The organism is Streptomyces sp. 7N604, assembly GCF_052245475.1.
Taxonomy (GTDB): Bacteria; Actinomycetota; Actinomycetes; order Streptomycetales; family Streptomycetaceae; genus Streptomyces.
In genome coordinates, this window is record NZ_JBQQBX010000020.1 from 15,317 (window position 1) to 30,167 (window position 14,851).

Sequence of the window (14,851 nt, forward strand, 5' to 3'; positions counted from 1 at the left end):
AGCCCTAGGCGCCGTTCTGCTGGGCCGCAACGATCCGCTCGATGACGATCGCGACGCCGTCCTCGTTGTTGGCGACCGTACGGGCCGAGGTCGCGGCCAGCACGTCCGGGTGCGCGTTGGCCATGGCGTACGAGGTCCCGGCCCAGGCCAGCATCTCCACGTCATTGGGCATGTCCCCGAAGGCCACGACCTCCTCGGGCGCGATGCCGCGCGCCGCACAGCACCGCTCGAGGGTGGACGCCTTGCTGACGCCGAGGCCGCTGATCTCCAGCAGGGCGGTGGGGCTGGAGCGGGTGAAGGAGGCGTGCTCGCCGACCACCGTACGGGCCAGCACGAGGAATTCGTCCGGGGCGAGGGCGGGGTGGTGCGCGAGCAGCTTGAGCACGGGCTGGTCCGCGGTCGCCCACTCCGGCGAGAGCAGCTTCTCGGCGGCGGCGACGTCGGAGCCGGGATCGAGGTGGAAGGGCGGGTAGTCCGGCTCGTAGTGGATGCCGTTGGTCAGCTCGACGGCGAAGGAGGTGCCGGGCGCGGCGGCGCGCAGGGCCTCGACGACGGTGAGAGCGTCGGGCCGCTCCAGGGGCCGTACCTCCAGGACGAGACCCTCGCGGTGCAGGTCGACGACCGCGGCGCCGTTGGCGCAGATGGCCAGGCCGTGGCCGTGGACGTGGTCGCTGACGACGCCCATCCAGCGGGCCGGGCGGCCGGTGACGAAGAAGACCTCGATTCCGGCCCGCTCGGCGGCGTCGAGTGCCGCGACCGTGCGGTCGGAGACCGATTTGTCGTCCCGCAGAAGCGTTCCGTCGAGGTCGGTGGCGATCAGCCGTACGCGGCGGGGGAACGGCGCCGAGCGGTCGGATTCCGGCGTCTGCGGCTCAGGCCGCTCGGTAGCTGAAGTCACAGGGCCATCTTCGCGCATATGCGGACACAGCCGTGCGACGGGGTGCCCATAGGAGCGCCTCGGCGAGGCGTGGACGGCCCGCCCTGGGGCCCGCGGCGCCGGGGGCGGGTTCGCCTCGCCCCGGGCGCAGAGCGCCGGGCGGCCGGTCAGCGGGGTGCGGGCGGGTGGTGGCGCTGTCACCGGCGGCGCATACGCTCGTGGGCATGGCGTCTTCTCTGCGACTGAGCACCGTGATCCTGCCCGTCCGCCGCTGGCACGAGGGCGGGCAGGAGGTCTGGCGGCAGGCCGAGGAGCTGGGCTTCCGTACGGCCTTCACATACGACCACCTCTCCTGGCGCGGCAACTTCCGCGACGGCCCGTGGTTCGGCGCCCTGCCGACCCTGACCGCCGCCGCTGCCGTGACCGGACGCCTCCGGCTCGGCACGCTCGTCACCTCCCCGAACTTCCGCCACCCCGTCGCGCTCGCCAAGGAGCTGATGTCCCTCGACGACATCACCGGGGGGCGCGTCACCCTCGGCATCGGGGCCGGGGGCAACGGCTTCGACGCGACCGCGCTGGGGCAGGAGCCCTGGTCGCCGCGTGAGCGTGCCGACCGCTTCGGCGAGTTTGTGCCGCTGCTCGACCGCCTCCTCAGCGAGGACGTCGTGACGTACGACGGCGAGTTCTACTCCGCGCACGAGGTCCGCAACATCCCCGGCTGCGTCCAGCGGCCACGCCTCCCCTTCGCGGTCGCGGCGACCGGCCCGCGCGGGCTGAAGCTCGCCGCGCGCCACGGCCAGGGGTGGGTCACGACCGGTGACCCCAAGACCTCCAAGAGCGGTACGCCCGCGGAGTCCCTGGCCGCCATCGGCCGGCAGCTGGAGCGGCTCTCCGAAGCCTGCGCCGAGATCGGCCGCAGCTCCGACGAGCTGGAGAAGATCCTGCTCACGGGCTTCACCCCGGACCGCCCGCTGGACTCCTTCGACGCCTTCGTGGACTTCGCGGGCGCGCACGCGGAGCTGGGCTTCACGGAAATTGTCCTGCACTGGCCGATCCCGGACTCGATCTTTGCGGCGGACCAGAAGATCTTCGAGCGCGTCGCGACGGAGGGCCTGGCGCAGCTGGGCTGAGCACGCGGGCGGCCTCTCCCCCTCTTTATCCCGCCTATAGGTGCGAAAGGAGCACAATCGAGACGTAGGCGCAGGACGACAGTCGCGTCTGGAGGGTGTCAGATGCCAGGGACCCGGACTCGTTCCCGATACGTCCCCGACCAGGGACTCACCACTCGCATGGTGACGACGATGTTCCTGATCGGGCTGCTCTATGTGGTGTTCGTCGGCGTCCTGATGGCCTTCCTCAGGGGAGCCTGGCCGATCATCCTCATCATCGCGGGCGGGCTGTTCATCGCCCAGTTCTGGTTCAGCGACCGGATCGCGGCCTACAGCATGGGCGCTCGGGAGGTCACGCCCCGGCAGGCACCCGAGCTGCACGGGGCGGTCGACCGCATCTGCGCGCTCGCGGACATGCCCAAGCCGCGCGTCGCGATCTCCGAGAGCGACGTGCCCAACGCCTTCGCCACCGGCCGGAACGAGCGCACCGCCCTCGTGTGCGCCACGACCGGCCTGCTCCGGCGCCTGGAGCCGGAGGAGCTGGAGGGTGTCCTCGCCCACGAGCTGTCGCATGTCGCACACCGCGATGTCGCGGTGATGACCATCGCGTCGTTCCTGGGTGTGCTCGCGGGTGTGATGACCCGTATCGCGCTGTGGGGCGGCTTGAGCCGGGCGGGCGACAGCAGGGACAGCAACACCGCCATCGCCATGATCCTGATACCCCTGGTCAGCGCCGTTGTCTACGTGATCAGCTTCCTGCTCACCCGGCTGCTCTCGCGCTACCGCGAGCTGACCGCCGACCGCGCGGCCGCGCTGCTGACCGGGCGCCCGTCGGCGCTCGCCTCCGCGCTGACGAAGGTGACCGGCCAGATGGCGAAGATCCCCACACAGGATCTGCGGAAGGCGGAGCCGTTCAACGCCTTCTGGTTCGCGCCCGCCTTCTCCTCCAAGGCGAGCCTGAGCCGGCTGCTGTCCTCGCACCCGACGCTGGAGCAGAGGCTGGAGCAACTGGGCCGCATCTCGGCGCAGCTGGGCCGCCCGTGACGACGATGAGGACGACGACGATGAGGGCGATGAGGACGATGAGGACGACTGTGACGGCGACAGACGACACGAGGGGCTGATGTTCCGTGGGTCTTCTCGACACCATCCTCGGCCGCAGCAAGCCGGTGCGCCCGGACCTCGACCAGCTCTTCGGCCTGCCCGCCGCGGCGATCACGCTGCAGGCGGGCGCCGGTTTCACCCCGACGGGTGTCGGCTCGGTGTGCTTCGCCAGCGTCGAGGGCGGCGCCTTCGCCCAACTCCAGCGGGACGTACGGGAACTGCTCGACGCGGATACGGACCGGGGCGGCGTACCGGTCGAGTTCAGCCGGGACGCGTACGGCTACACCTGGCTCCTGGCCCGCCACCCGGCCGACGACACGGCCTCGCTGGTCAACGACCTGCACGCCGTCAACACCATCCTCCAGGACGGCGGCTTCGGCCCCCAGCTGCTCTGCTCGCTGGTCGGCTTCCGCGAGGCCGCGGGCGACCGCGCGCTGGCGCTCGTCTACCTCTACAAGCGCGGCACCTTCTACCCCTTCGCGCCTCTCCCGGGCGTCACCGAGAAGCGCGACAACGCCCTGGAACTGCAGGTCAAGGCGCTTCTCGCGGACGACCTGCGGATGGAGCAGGATCTTGCGCGCTGGTTTCCGGTCTGGGGCGCACCGGGCCTGGGCGGGGGCTGACGCCGGGTAGCCGGGGAGCCAGCCGGGGGAAGCGGAGGAACTCCGGTGGCACGGCGTCCACCAGCCAGACGCCGTTGGCGCTGACCCGGAACTCGTGCCCGGCGCGGCACATCGCACCGGCGTCCACCGGCCGGGGCCGCCTCGGGGCCGACCAGGTCGCGGACGGCCCGGACCGTACCGGCGGGGAGCGGCACAGGCTACGCCGCGGGCTCCGCGGGCACCCCCTCTGGAGTCCGCGGCGACCGCGGCAAACCCCCCAGCTCCGCCGCCCGTTGACTGGCGACTGCTGAGGTCGTCGGTCAACCATCCATCCCTGAGCGCCTGTTCGCCCAATCCGGCGTGTGACGAATGTGACCATGCCGAGCGGCTGAGACAACGGCCGTAGCAGGCCCTGTGGATATCCCGGGTAACTACGAAGGTGTACGAACCCCTACGGGAACGTCACCCTCGAGTCGGATGCCGAACCAGCCTCCAGGTCTGACGAAAGGTGTGGCCCGCGCCACTACCGTCGAAAACGTGACTGTGATCGCGACAGAAAGCCTCAGCAAGCGGTTCCCGCGGGTGACCGCGCTCGACCGGCTCTCCGTGGACATCACGCCGGGCGTCACCGGCCTGGTGGGTGCCAACGGGGCCGGCAAGTCCACCCTGATCAAGATCCTCCTCGGCCTCTCCCCCGCCAGCGAGGGCCGCGCCGCCGTGCTGGGACTCGACGTCGCCACGCACGGCAGCGCCATCCGCGAGCGGGTCGGCTATATGCCCGAGCACGACTGCCTGCCGCCCGACGTCTCGGCCACCGAGTTCGTCGTCCACATGGCGCGCATGTCCGGGCTGCCGCCCGCCGCCGCACGCGAGCGCACCGCCGACACCCTGCGCCACGTCGGCCTCTACGAGGAGCGCTACCGCCCCATCGGGGGCTATTCGACCGGTATGAAACAGCGCGTCAAGCTGGCCCAGGCGCTCGTCCACGACCCGCAGCTGGTCCTCCTCGACGAGCCCACCAACGGCCTCGACCCGGTCGGCCGCGACGAGATGCTGGGCCTGATCCGCCGCGTCCACACCGACTTCGGCATCTCGGTCCTGGTCACCTCCCACCTGCTCGGCGAGCTGGAGCGCACCTGCGACCACGTGGTCGTCATCGACGGCGGGCAGCTGCTCCGCTCCAGCTCCACCAGTGACTTCACGCAGACCACCGCGACGATCGCGCTCGAGGTCACCGACACCGACCGCCACCCCGACGGGACGGCGGCCCTCCGTGAGGCCCTCGCCGCCGCGGGCATCGAGGTGCACGCGGGCGGCCGCGCCCCCGGCGCGGGCCATGTCCTGCTGCTGGACGTCACCGACGACGGCACCTACGACACGGTCCGCGACACCGTCGCCGCACTCGGCATCGGACTGGTGCGCATGGAACAGCGCCGCCACCACATCGCCGAGGTCTTCCGTTCGGAAGACCAGAATGGAGGAGGCCGCGATGCCGCCTGAGACCACCACCCCGGCCGCGGCACCGGCACAGTCCGCGGACCCCACCCGTATCCACAACATCGGGTACCGCACCTATGAAGGATCGCGTCTCGGCCGGGCCTACGCCCGCCGCTCGCTGTTCGCCCAGAGCCTGCGCGGTGCGTACGGCCTCGGCCGCTCCGCCAAGTCCAAGGTGCTGCCGATGCTGCTGTTCGCCGTGATGTGCCTGCCCGCGGGCATCATCGTCGCGGTCGCGGTCTTCACCAAGGCCAAGGACCTGCCTCTGGAGTACACCCGCTACGCGCTCTACCTCCAGGCGGTCATCGGTCTCTACGTCGCCTCCCAGGCACCCCAGTCCGTCTCCCGCGACCTGCGCTTCAGGACCGTACCGCTCTACTTCTCCCGCCCAATCGAGCGCGCCGACTACGTGGCGGCGAAGTTCGCGGCCATGGCATCGGCGCTGTTCATCCTCACCGCGGTGCCGCTCCTCGTCCTGTATGCCGGGGCGCTGCTCGCCAAACTCGATTTCACCGACCAGACCGAGGGATTCGCGCAGGGACTGGTATCCGTGGCCCTGCTGTCCGTCCTCTTCGCCGGCATCGGTCTCGTCATCGCCGCGCTCACCCCGCGCCGCGGCTTCGGCGTCGCCGCTGTCATCGCCGTGCTGACCATCTCCTACGGCGCCGTGACCACCGTCCAGGCCATCGCGCACGATGAGGGCAACTCCGATGCGGTGGGCTGGCTCGGCCTGTTCTCGCCGGTGACCCTCATCGACGGCGTGCAGACGAAGTTCCTCGGCGCGACCTCCGCCTTCCCCGGCGGCTACGGCCCGCCGGGCGCCCTCGCCGGAGCCGTCTACCTGGCCGTCGTCCTCGGCCTGATCGCCGGCTCCTACGCCCTCCTGATGCGCCGTTACCGAAAGGTCGGGCTGTGACCCCCCACCCGTCGCCCGCCACCACCCTTCTAAGGAATGGGCTGCGCCCATGACAACACTTCACATCGATCACGCGTCCCGCTGGTTCGGGAACGTCGTCGCCGTCAACGACATCACCATGACGATCGGGCCCGGCGTGACCGGGCTGCTCGGCCCCAACGGCGCCGGGAAGTCCACCCTCATCAACATGATGGGCGGTTTCCTGGCCCCCTCCACGGGCTCCGTCACCCTCGACGGCACCGCGGTGTGGCGCAACGAGCAGGTGTACCGGGAGATCGGCATCGTCCCCGAGCGGGAGGCGATGTACGACTTCCTGACGGGCCAGGAGTTCGTGCTCGCCAACGCCGAGCTGCACGGCCTTCCCCACCCGGGCTCGGCAGCCCGCAAGGCGCTGGCCACCGTCGAGATGGAATACGCGCAGAAGCGCAAGATCGCCACGTACAGCAAGGGCATGCGGCAGCGCGTGAAGATGGCGTCCGCGCTGGTCCACGAGCCGTCCGTGCTGCTGCTCGACGAGCCGTTCAACGGCATGGACCCGCGGCAGCGGATGCAGCTGATGGATCTGCTGCGGCTGATGGGCGAGGAGGGCCGTACGGTCCTGTTCTCCTCCCACATCCTGGAGGAGGTCGAGCAGCTCGCCTCCCACATCGAGGTCGTCGTGGCGGGGCGGCACGCGGCCTCCGGCGACTTCCGCAGGATCCGCCGCCTGATGACGGACCGGCCGCACCGCTATCTCGTGCGGTCCAGCGACGACCGGGCACTGGCCGCCGCGCTGATCGCGGACCCGTCCACGGCGGGCATCGAGGTCGACGCGGTGGAGAACGCCCTGCATATCCAGGCCGTCGACTTTCCGCGCTTCACCGAGCTGCTGCCGCGGGTCGCCCGCGAGCACGGCATCCGGCTCTTCACGGTCTCGCCCTCCGACGAGTCCCTCGAGAGCGTCTTCTCCTATCTCGTCGCGGCCTGAAGGAGCCTGAACCGATGTACAACCCCACGGTCGCCCGGCTCACCTACCGGGCCGTGCTCGGCCGCCGCCGGGCACTGATCCTCTTCGCGCTGCCCGCCCTGCTGCTGATCATCTCGCTGCTGGTGCGGACGTTGAGCGGCCCCGACGACCAGATCGCGGCCGACGTGCTGGGCGGCTTCGCGCTGGCGACGATGGTGCCGCTGATCGGTGTGATCGCCGGAACGGGTGCGATCGGCCCGGAGATCGACGACGGTTCGATCGTCTATCTGCTCGCCAAGCCCGTGAAGCGACCGACGATCATCGTCACCAAACTCGTCGTCGCCATCGGGGTCACGATCGCCTTCTCGGCGCTCCCCACCCTGCTCGCGGGCTACCTCCTCAACGGCAACGGCCAGCAGATCGCGGTCGCTTACGGGGCCGCGGCGACGGTGGCCTCCATCGCCTATGCCGCACTGTTCCTGCTTCTCGGTACCCTCACCCGGCACGCGGTGGTCTTCGGCCTGGTCTACGCCCTGGTGTGGGAGTCGCTCTTCGGCAGCCTGATGCCGGGCGCGCAGAAACTGAGCGTGCAGCAGTGGGCGCTCGCCCTCGCCCAGAAGATCGCCGACGGAGGCCTGATCACCTCGAACGTCGGTTTCCCGCTCGCGGTGTCCCTGCTGGCCGGAGTCACGCTGGCGGCCACGCTGTACGCGGGCCAGAAGCTGCGGGCGCTCACGCTGGCCGGGGAGGAGTAGGGCGGATCCGTACGGGAAGGGCGCCGCACCACGGCCGGAGCAGGCCAGGACCCGGTCCCGGTGCAGCGCCGACCCGACTCAGGCGGCGGGAAAGAGCCGCTCCAGGACGAGCGCGATGCCGTCCTCCTCGTTGGACGCGGTGACTTCGTCGGCCACAGCCTTCAGCTCGTCGTGCGCGCCCGCCATCGCGACGCCGTACGCGGCCCACCCGAACATGGGGATGTCATTGGGCATGTCCCCGAAGGCGATGGTGTCGGCGCCCGTCAGGCCGAGCCGGCGGGCCGCCAGTGAGAGACCGGTGGCCTTGGTCAGGCCGAGGGGCAGCAGCTCGACGATGCCCTCGCCCGCCATCGTGACGCCCACGAAATGGCCCGCCACTTCCAGCGCGACCCGGGCGAGTTCGTCGTCGCCCAGCTCCGGGTGCTGCAGGTAGATCTTGTTGAGCGGGGCGGACCACAGCTCGGCGGGGTCCTCGAACGGCACCACCGGCAGGGGGCCCTCCTGAACCCGGTAGCCGGGGCCGGCCAGCACCTCGCCCTCCAGCCCGTCCCGGCTCGCGGCCAGCGCGAGCGGGCCGGTCTCCGCCTCGATCTTGGCGAGGGCCAGCCCGGCGAGCTGCCGGTCGAGCGTGACGGACGTCAGGAGCCGGTGCTCGCCCGCGTGGTAGACCTGACCGCCCTGGCCGCACACCGCGAGCCCCCGGTAGCCGAGGTCGTCCAGGATGTGGCGGACCCAGGGCACGGCACGCCCCGTGACGACGATGTGCGAGGCGCCCGCCGCGGTGGCCGCGGCGAGCGCGTCGCGCGAGCGCTGCGAGACCGTCTCGTCGCCGCGCAGCAGCGTGCCGTCGAGGTCGGTCGCGATCAGTTGGTACGGGAGGGAAGGGGAGCCGCCGTCGGAACTCACGCGCCGGCCGGCTCCAGGACCTCACGTCCGCCCAGGTACGGGCGCAGCACCTCGGGGACGCGCACAGAACCGTCGGCCTGCTGGTGGTTCTCCAGCAGCGCGACGATCGTCCGGGGCACCGCGCAGAGCGTGCCGTTCAGCGTGGCCAGCGGGCGTACGTGCTTGCCGTCGCGCATCCGCACCGACAGCCGCCGCGCCTGGTACTCGGTGCAGTTCGAGGCGGACGTCAGCTCGCGGTACTTGCCCTGGGCCGGGATCCAGGCCTCGCAGTCGAACTTGCGCGAGGCGGAGGAGCCCAGGTCGCCCGTGGCCACGTCGATGACCTGGAAGGGCAGCTCGAGGCCGGTCAGCCACTGCTTCTCCCAGTCCAGCAGCCGCTGGTGCTCGGCCTCCGAGTCCTCCGGCGTGACGTAGGAGAACATCTCGACCTTGTCGAACTGGTGCACCCGGAAGATGCCGCGGGTGTCCTTGCCGTACGTGCCGGCCTCGCGGCGGAAGCAGGGCGAGAAGCCCGCGTACCGCAGCGGCAGCCGGTCGGCCTCGATGATCTCGTCCATGTGGTACGCGGCGAGCGGGACCTCGGAGGTGCCGACCAGGTAGAAGTCGTCCTTCTCCAGGTGGTAGACGTTCTCGGCGGCCTGGCCGAGGAAGCCCGTGCCCTCCATGGCGCGAGGCTTGACCAGCGCCGGGGTGAGCATGGGAACGAAGCCCGCGGCCGTGGCCTGCGCGATCGCGGCGTTGACCAGGGCGAGCTCCAGCAGCGCGCCGATTCCGGTCAGGTAGTAGAAGCGGGATCCCGACACCTTGGCGCCGCGCTCGACGTCGATGGCACCGAGGAGCTGGCCGAGCTCGAGGTGGTCCTTCGGCTCGAACCCCTCGGCCGCGAAGTCGCGCGGGGTGCCGACGGTCTCCAGGACGGTGAAGTCCTCCTCGCCGCCCACCGGGACGTCCGGGTGCACGAGGTTGCCCAGCTGGAGCACCAGGCGCTGGGTCTCCTCCGCGGCCTCGTCCTGCTCGGCGTCGGCGGCCTTGACCGCGGCGGACAGCTCGCCCGCCTTCTTCAGCAGCTCGGCCTTCTCGTCACCCGAGGCCTTGGGGATCAGCTTGCCGAGCGCCTTCTGCTCGGCTCGGAGCTTGTCGAAGCGGACGCTGGACGACCTGCGCCGCTCGTCGGCGGAGAGCAGCGCGTCGACGAGCGCGACGTCCTCTCCACGGGCGCGCTGGGACGCGCGGACACGGTCGGGGTCCTCACGGAGCAGACGAAGGTCAATCACCCCACCAGGCTACCGGTGCGCACTGCCGACGCTCGACCCGATATTCCATTACGCACCCTTTTGACCGTTTTGCCGCGATCGCGAAATTCGACTCCGAAGGACGTCAATAATTCGGCCTGCATTCGCTGAAATGGGGCGCGTTCGGCCATCCTGGCTGACCCACTTCCCTTGCGCGGAGCGGGAGTTGAGTGCAGGTTGTCCACAGGCCCGCCGAGGATCAAGGGGTTTATCCACAGGCTGTGAGGAAGATCTGTGGAAATTGGAATTGATCATTCCGTCCGTCGCTGTACTGGGCGATGGATTCCCCTCCGAAACCTCGGCCACACCCTCATTCGGGTGGGAATCGGGTGGAGTGACTCCCTCCAAAGAGTTGACCTGGGAAGTGGGGCTGACGAGGGGTGACCTGATGCCCTGTGGGCAGACCTGAGGTCTGTACGCCGATTTGTCGACCATGTCGTGTGGCCGTGTCGACTTATCCCCAGCCAGAGAACGGCGCCTGTGGATAACTTTCGTGGATAACCACACCCGCAGGTGGAGCGGTGCGGGAGCGGCGCTCAGGCCCGGCCGTCGATGCAGCGGGTCAGCCAGTCCGAGGCGGCACTGAACTCGCTGTCGGACGTCCCGTGTCGCAGCTGCGCCACGTCCGAGGGGTTCACACCGGCACGCGGGTACGAGCCGAGGAAACGGACGTTCGGGCAGATCCGCTTCAGCCCCATCAGGGCCTCGCCCACCCGCCGGTCCGTGATATGGCCTTCGCAGTCCACCGAGAAGCAGTAGCGGCCGATGCCTTCGCCCGTGGGCCGCGACTCGATGCGCATCAGGTTCACCCCGCGCGCCGAGTACTCCTGCAGCAGCTCGAGCAGCGCGCCCGGGTGGTCGTCGCCCAGCCAGATCACCACGGAGGTCTTGTCCGCGCCGGTACGCGCGGCGGGCCTGGCGGGACGGCCGACGAGTACGAACCGGGTCGCCGCGTTGTGTGCGTCGTGAATATCGGTGACCAGCGGCTCGAGGCCGTACGTCGGAGCGGCGAACTCGCCCGCGAAGGCCGCGTCGTACCGCCCCTCCTGCACCAGCCGGGCGCCGTCCGCGTTCGACGCCGCCGACTCCCACTGGGCGTCGGGCAGGTTCGCCGCGAGCCAGTTGCGCACCTGCGGCTGCGCGACCGGGTGGCCGGTCACCGTCTTCACGTCCGACAGCGCGGTCCCGGGCCGTACGAGCAGGGCGAAGGCGATCGGCAGCAGAACCTCGCGGTAGATCATCAGCGGCTCGCCCGTGGCCAGCTCGTCGATGGTCGCGGTGACCCCGCCCTCCACGGAGTTCTCGATCGGTACGAGCGCGGCGGCCGCCTCCCCGGACCGTACGGCGTCCAGCGCGGCCGGGACCGAGACCATCGGCATGAGTTCGCGGGTGGCGGCCTCCGGCAGCGTACGGAGAGCGGCCTCCGTGAAGGTGCCTTCGGGTCCGAGATACGTGTAGCGGCTCGCTGACATGGCGCCCAGCGTAGCCGGGTGGATCGACCCCATGTGTCCCGTCTCATGCATCGAGCAGCCGCTGCCCCACGTACTCGCCCGGCTCGCAGCCGCCCGGCACGGCGAACAGGCCGCTCGCCTCGTGCCGGATGAACGGCGACAGCGCGTCGCCCCGGTCGAGCTTCCGCTGGACCGGCACGAAGCCCGTGAGCGGATCCGCCTGCCAGCAGACGAACAGCAGCCCGGCGTCCGGCGCCCCGTCGGGGCCGAAGCCGTCGTGGAAGGAGAACGGGCGGCGCAGCATCGCGGCCCCGCCGTTCGTCTCCGGCGCCGCGATCCTGGCGTGCGCGTTCGCCGGGATCACGACGTTGCCGGAGGGCTCCCTCTTCTCGAGGTCCATCGGCGTCGTCTCGGTGCCGCCCGACAGCGGAGCGCCGTCGGACTTCCGCCGCCCGATGACCTTCTCCTGCCGCTCGAGCGCCAGCTTCTCCCAGTCGTCGAGCAGCATCCGGATGCGCCGCACGACCGCGTACGAGCCGCCCGCCATCCACGCCGGCTCGCCCCGGGCAGGTACGAAGATCCGCTGCTCGAAGTCCTCGTCCTCGGGCTTGGGGTTTTTGGTGCCGTCGACCTGGCCCATCAGATTCCGGGCCGTCATCCGACCGGAGGTGGCACCGGGCGAGCGGTTGAAGCCGTTCATCTGCCAGCGCAGCCGGGCCGCGTCTCCCGCCGCCTTCTGCAGGGTGCGCAGCGCGTGGAAGGCGACCAGGGCGTCGTCCGCGCCGATCTGCACCCACAGGTCGCCATTGCTGCGCCTCGCGTCCAGCGCGTCGGACGAGAAGTCGGGCAGCGGGTCCAGTGCCGCCGGGCGCTGCGCCGCCAGGCCCGTACGGTCGAAGAAGGTGCGGCCGAAGCCGAAGGTGACCGTCAGGGAGGACGGTCCCGCGTCGAGCGCGACGCCTGTGTCATCGGCCGGGGCGCGGCCCGCCATCAGCTCCTCTGCGATCTTCGACCAGCGGCGCAGCAGCGCGGCAGCTCCCTTGCGGCCGGTACCGGGGGCCAGGTCGAAGGCGACGAGATGTCCGCGGGCCTGCAGCGGGGTGGTGATACCGGCCTGGTGCCTGCCGTGGAAGGCGACGGCGGTGGAACCGACCGTGGCGAGGGCCGTCGCGTCCTCGCCGGTCGCGGCGGCTGTCCCGATCACGCCGCCCGTCGCGCCCGCGGCGAGCCCCGCTGCGCCCGCGGCACCCGCCGTGCCGAGCAGCCGCCGCCGGGAGATGGCCCGCCCGGCCCCGCTGGAGCCGGTGTCCGTGTCCCGGTCCCGGTCCTGGCCCTGGTTCTGGTCCTTGACCTTGTCCGTCATCAGCCGATCTTCATGTTCCTGGTCTCGGTCACCTGGTCGATGTCGGAGGTCCGTACGGTCACGGAGACCTCCCAGTCGCCCGGCATCGGGATCTGCACGCCGCTCGCCGACCAGTGTCCCGTCTCGACCCGCGGGGGCTGCACGGGCAGGGGTCCGAGGTCCTCGGACTGGAGGGTGAAGGCGACCTTCACCTCGGGTACGTCGAGCGGCTTCCCGTTCGGGCGGGTCAGCCGGACTTGGAGGAGGTTGGTGGCAGGGTCCAGGTCGATCTTGGCGGTGCCCTTGCCGTCCTCGCCGCCGGTGTCGAACGGGATTCTGACCGAGACGGGGCGCTGGGACGGCGCGGCCGCCGCGCCGTTCGCCGCCCGCACCGCCTCCTCCGTACGGCCCGGCTCGGTGCTGGTCAGCACGGTGGTCACGGCGAGCAGGACCACGGCGACCGAGGCCTCGGCGAGCACGGAACGGCGCAGCCCGGAGCGCTTCGGATCCGCGTCGCGTACGCGCTTGCGGCGCGCGGTGACCTGGGCGGCGCGCTGGCGGGCGAGCTGCGCGGCGCGCCGCGGATCGGCCGGTACGGTGGCGGGTTCCTCGACCAGCTCCTCGTGCGGGTCCTCGTCCTGTTCCTGCTCCTGGTCCTGCTCCTCGTCCGGGATCTCGTCCAGTTCGTCGCTCCGGTCCTCGGCCTCGGCCTCCGCCTTCGCCCCGGGCGTCCCGTCCGCCGCCGCCGGCAGCCGTGCCGTCCAGCGCCGCGAGATCGAGGCGATGCCCACCAGCACCACCACCAGACCGACCTTGACCAGAAGCAGCTGCCCGTACGAGGTCGAGGTCAGGGCGTCCCACGAGCCGACCTGCCGCCACGACTGGTACAGCCCGGTCGCCGCCAGGACCAGCACGCTCCCGAAGGCCACCCGCGAGAAGCGGTGGACCGCTGTCCGCTCGACGGACGGGTCCCGGTGGAGCGCGACGAGCAGCGCGGTGAGCCCGCCCAGCCAGGCCGCGACCGCCAGCAGGTGGACGACGTCCACGGGCATGGCCACACCCGGCTGGATCCCGCTCGAGGCGTGCTCCGCGAGGGCCCAGGTCGCGGCAAGGCCCGTGGCGACGACCGCCCCGCCGACCCCGACCCCGAAGGCGAGGTCCCTGCGCTCCTTCGGATCCTCGCGCCGCGCGTACGCCCCGAAGAGCACCGCTACGAACAGCGCGGCCGCCGCGAGCAGCAGCAGCCGGGAGACCAGCGCCGCACCCGGCTTGGTCTCCAGCACCGCCCGCAGCCCGGCCAGATCGAAGGCGTCGACGAGCCTGCCCGAGCCGGTGTACGGGCTGCGGAGCAGGAGCAGCACGATGGTGGAGCCGGTCAGCACCGCCCAGCCCTGGACGACCAGCCGCTGCACCGGCCGTACGGTCGCCCCGCGCGGCCAGCAGGCCAGTACGAAGGCGGCGCCCCCCACCAGCAGTACGAACCCCGCGTACGCCGCGTACCGCGCGATCCCGTAGAGCGTGCCGACGACGCCCCCGCCGGTCTGCTGCTGCGGCACCGCGACCGAGGTCTTCGAGGGCTCGCCGACCGAGAAGGTGAACGCCCCCGACACCGGGTGGCTGTCGGCCGAGACCGCCTTCCACGCGACGGTGAACGTGCCGTCGGGTAGCCCGGAGTGCAGCCCGATGCCGTACTTGACGACCTTTCCGCTGCTCAGATCGCGCAGCTTGCCGGTGTCGACCCGCTTGCCCTTCGGGTCGAGCACGCGGATCGCGTCGCCGGACAGGGCGATGCTTTCGGAGAAGGTGAGCGTGACGTCCTTGGGCGCCTCGCCGACCACCGACCCCTGCTTCGGGTCGCTCCCGATCAGCGCGGCGTGCGCCGAGGCGGGAGACGCGCCGGCGAGCAGCGAGCCGAGCAGCGCGGCCGCGAGGAGCAGCAGCGTCAGGGCCGCGGAGCGCGCGGTCGTACGGCGCGTGGTCCGGCGGTGCCCGGCGGACCAGGGACCCGGCGGCACCACGGGGACCGCGCAGGGGGCAGCGGTGGGCATGGCGTC

Annotated in this window: 13 protein-coding genes and 1 pseudogene; 7 read left to right on the forward strand and 7 right to left on the reverse strand. The window is 71.2% G+C overall.

The genetic code is table 11. The features are described from left to right. Nucleotides 1-4: 4 nt before the first annotated feature. Nucleotides 5-916, reverse strand: a complete 912-nt coding sequence (locus ACTWP8_RS22095) for a Cof-type HAD-IIB family hydrolase (RefSeq protein WP_443323898.1) — start codon at nucleotides 914-916, stop codon at nucleotides 5-7. 185 nt (nucleotides 917-1,101) lie between these two features. Between ACTWP8_RS22095 and ACTWP8_RS22100 the strand changes: the two genes are divergently transcribed. From ACTWP8_RS22100 to pspAB, 3 genes are all read left to right on the forward strand, one after another. After that, on the forward strand, nucleotides 1,102-2,007 hold the full coding sequence (locus ACTWP8_RS22100; RefSeq protein WP_443323899.1) for an LLM class flavin-dependent oxidoreductase: 906 nt from the start codon (nucleotides 1,102-1,104) through the stop codon (nucleotides 2,005-2,007). A gap of 102 nt (nucleotides 2,008-2,109) precedes the next feature. Beyond that, nucleotides 2,110-3,030 carry a zinc metalloprotease HtpX gene (gene htpX, locus ACTWP8_RS22105; RefSeq protein WP_443323900.1) on the forward strand — a complete coding sequence of 307 codons (921 nt, stop codon included), beginning with the start codon at nucleotides 2,110-2,112 and terminating at the stop codon, nucleotides 3,028-3,030. 86 nt (nucleotides 3,031-3,116) lie between these two features. Continuing rightward, nucleotides 3,117-3,713, forward strand: coding sequence for a PspA-associated protein PspAB (gene pspAB / locus ACTWP8_RS22110; protein ID WP_443323901.1), 597 nt, complete (start codon nucleotides 3,117-3,119; stop codon nucleotides 3,711-3,713). A gap of 25 nt (nucleotides 3,714-3,738) precedes the next feature. Here pspAB and ACTWP8_RS22115 read toward each other — a convergent pair. Further along, nucleotides 3,739-3,840 (reverse strand): annotated as a pseudogene (locus ACTWP8_RS22115) (RNA 2'-phosphotransferase); the annotation flags it as partial. A 329-nt stretch (nucleotides 3,841-4,169) separates the two neighbouring features. On the opposite strand from ACTWP8_RS22115, the gene ACTWP8_RS22120 reads away from it, so the two are divergent. The 4 genes from ACTWP8_RS22120 to ACTWP8_RS22135 are packed head-to-tail and all read left to right on the forward strand — an operon-like array spanning nucleotide 4,170 to nucleotide 7,806. Continuing rightward, nucleotides 4,170-5,192 carry an ABC transporter ATP-binding protein gene (locus ACTWP8_RS22120; RefSeq protein ID WP_443323902.1) on the forward strand — a complete coding sequence of 341 codons (1,023 nt, stop codon included), beginning with the start codon at nucleotides 4,170-4,172 and terminating at the stop codon, nucleotides 5,190-5,192. Continuing rightward, nucleotides 5,182-6,105, forward strand: a complete 924-nt coding sequence (locus ACTWP8_RS22125; RefSeq protein ID WP_443316275.1) for an ABC transporter permease subunit — start codon at nucleotides 5,182-5,184, stop codon at nucleotides 6,103-6,105. The genes ACTWP8_RS22120 and ACTWP8_RS22125 overlap by 11 nt, the downstream gene beginning before the upstream one ends. A gap of 49 nt (nucleotides 6,106-6,154) precedes the next feature. After that, nucleotides 6,155-7,072, forward strand: coding sequence for an ABC transporter ATP-binding protein (locus ACTWP8_RS22130; protein ID WP_443323903.1), 918 nt, complete (start codon nucleotides 6,155-6,157; stop codon nucleotides 7,070-7,072). Between the two features lie 14 nt (nucleotides 7,073-7,086). After that, nucleotides 7,087-7,806: an ABC transporter permease gene (locus ACTWP8_RS22135; protein ID WP_443316277.1), complete on the forward strand. Its 720-nt coding sequence runs from the start codon at nucleotides 7,087-7,089 to the stop codon at nucleotides 7,804-7,806. Nucleotides 7,807-7,884: 78 nt separating this feature from the next. Here ACTWP8_RS22135 and ACTWP8_RS22140 read toward each other — a convergent pair whose 3' ends face one another. From ACTWP8_RS22140 to ACTWP8_RS22160, 5 genes are all read right to left on the reverse strand, one after another. Further along, the gene (locus ACTWP8_RS22140) at nucleotides 7,885-8,712 is read right to left on the reverse strand and encodes an HAD family hydrolase (RefSeq protein WP_443323904.1); all 828 of its coding nucleotides are present in this window, start codon (nucleotides 8,710-8,712) and stop codon (nucleotides 7,885-7,887) included. Next, a complete protein-coding gene (serS, locus tag ACTWP8_RS22145) occupies nucleotides 8,709-9,986 on the reverse strand; it encodes a serine--tRNA ligase (RefSeq protein WP_443323905.1) in 1,278 nt (425 codons plus the stop codon). Before serS ends, ACTWP8_RS22140 begins: the two co-directional genes overlap by 4 nt. 554 nt (nucleotides 9,987-10,540) lie before the next feature. Continuing rightward, complete coding sequence (gene pheA, locus ACTWP8_RS22150) at nucleotides 10,541-11,476, reverse strand: prephenate dehydratase (protein WP_443323906.1); 936 nt, start codon at nucleotides 11,474-11,476, stop codon at nucleotides 10,541-10,543. 43 nt (nucleotides 11,477-11,519) lie between these two features. Further along, nucleotides 11,520-12,818, reverse strand: a complete 1,299-nt coding sequence (efeB, locus tag ACTWP8_RS22155; RefSeq protein WP_443323907.1) for an iron uptake transporter deferrochelatase/peroxidase subunit — start codon at nucleotides 12,816-12,818, stop codon at nucleotides 11,520-11,522. After that, nucleotides 12,818-14,845 (reverse strand): copper resistance CopC/CopD family protein, encoded by a 2,028-nt coding sequence (locus ACTWP8_RS22160; protein ID WP_443323908.1) that lies wholly within the window; start codon nucleotides 14,843-14,845, stop codon nucleotides 12,818-12,820. The genes efeB and ACTWP8_RS22160 overlap by 1 nt, the downstream gene beginning before the upstream one ends. Nucleotides 14,846-14,851: the final 6 nt, after the last annotated feature.

Excerpts from the sequence above, each read along its gene's own strand:
- ACTWP8_RS22100 (WP_443323899.1), top strand. The coding sequence starts at position 1,102 with ATGGCGTCTTCTCTGCGACTGAGCACCGTGATCCTGCCCGTCCGCCGC.
- ACTWP8_RS22120 (WP_443323902.1), top strand. The coding sequence starts at position 4,170 with ATGCCGAACCAGCCTCCAGGTCTGACGAAAGGTGTGGCCCGCGCCACT.
- ACTWP8_RS22095 (WP_443323898.1), bottom strand. The coding sequence starts at position 916 with ATGCGCGAAGATGGCCCTGTGACTTCAGCTACCGAGCGGCCTGAGCCG.
- ACTWP8_RS22135 (WP_443316277.1), top strand. The coding sequence starts at position 7,087 with ATGTACAACCCCACGGTCGCCCGGCTCACCTACCGGGCCGTGCTCGGC.
- efeB (WP_443323907.1), bottom strand. The coding sequence starts at position 12,818 with ATGACGGACAAGGTCAAGGACCAGAACCAGGGCCAGGACCGGGACCGG.
- pheA (WP_443323906.1), bottom strand. The coding sequence starts at position 11,476 with ATGTCAGCGAGCCGCTACACGTATCTCGGACCCGAAGGCACCTTCACG.
- htpX (WP_443323900.1), top strand. The coding sequence starts at position 2,110 with ATGCCAGGGACCCGGACTCGTTCCCGATACGTCCCCGACCAGGGACTC.
- ACTWP8_RS22160 (WP_443323908.1), bottom strand. The coding sequence starts at position 14,845 with ATGCCCACCGCTGCCCCCTGCGCGGTCCCCGTGGTGCCGCCGGGTCCC.
- ACTWP8_RS22130 (WP_443323903.1), top strand. The coding sequence starts at position 6,155 with ATGACAACACTTCACATCGATCACGCGTCCCGCTGGTTCGGGAACGTC.
- ACTWP8_RS22125 (WP_443316275.1), top strand. The coding sequence starts at position 5,182 with ATGCCGCCTGAGACCACCACCCCGGCCGCGGCACCGGCACAGTCCGCG.